This window comes from Psychrobacter sp. 4Dc (assembly GCF_002836715.1).
Taxonomy (GTDB): Bacteria; Pseudomonadota; Gammaproteobacteria; order Pseudomonadales; family Moraxellaceae; genus Psychrobacter.
On the sequence record NZ_PJAT01000057.1, the window covers coordinates 1 to 863 of the forward strand.

The window sequence follows — 863 nt, forward strand, 5'->3', positions numbered from 1 at the left end:
TAGGGCGTGTTGAACATTGGGTATAAATTAATGGCAAAAAAAATAGCGAACGGTTAATCTTTAAGTTCTCACACAAAAAAGATATCGTTCGCTATGCCTCGCACTATGCTCAAAGATGAACACTGGACAAGACTGAAACCTATATTACTAGAACTTAATATCTATGACAAAGGAAATCTTAGACAAACGGTTGAAGGCGTGCTTTATCGCATGCGTGTTGGCTGTCCTTGGCGCGACTTACCCGAGTATTTTGGCAAGCCCAATACCATCTATAAAGCTTACCAGCGCTGGTCTCGCAGTAATAAGCTGATTGCATTATTTACGTTACTGATCAAAGACGCAGACCTTGAGTGGGTCTTCATTGATGGTACTCATATTAAAGCGCATCAGCACAGCAGTGGTGGCAATGAGAACCTACAATCCATTAGTAAAAGTGTGGCAGGACGCGCGACCAAGATTCACTTGGCAGTAGATGCGCATGGCAATCCGATTACCTTTATCTTGTCAGATGGCACGACCCACGACGTTAAAGTCGCACCTGACTTAGTAGACAAAGTTAATTTGAGCAACACAGAGGTTTTATGTGCCGATAAAGGCTATGATTCTGATGCACTACGAGCGCATATTGAACAAGCAGGGACACGGGATAACATCCCTCGAAAACGAAATACTCAGTCTTCTAACGACCATATGGACTGGGACTTATATAAAGCGAGGCATCTAGTAGAAAATGCTTTCGCCAAACTAAAACAGTATAGGGCGGTTGCCACCAGATTTGATAAGCTCAAGCAGAGTTATGAAAATACAGTCGCTCTTGCTTGTGCTTATATCTGGCTCAAATTATGAATGTTCAACACGCCCTA

1 protein-coding gene is annotated in these 863 nt (G+C 42.8%); it reads left to right on the forward strand.

What is annotated here, in order from left to right; translation table 11 throughout:
• Window positions 1–93: 93 nt before the first annotated feature.
• The gene (locus CXF61_RS02800) at window positions 94–846 is read left to right on the forward strand and encodes an IS5 family transposase (RefSeq protein ID WP_165597073.1); all 753 of its coding nucleotides are present in this window, start codon (window positions 94–96) and stop codon (window positions 844–846) included.
• Window positions 847–863: the final 17 nt, after the last annotated feature.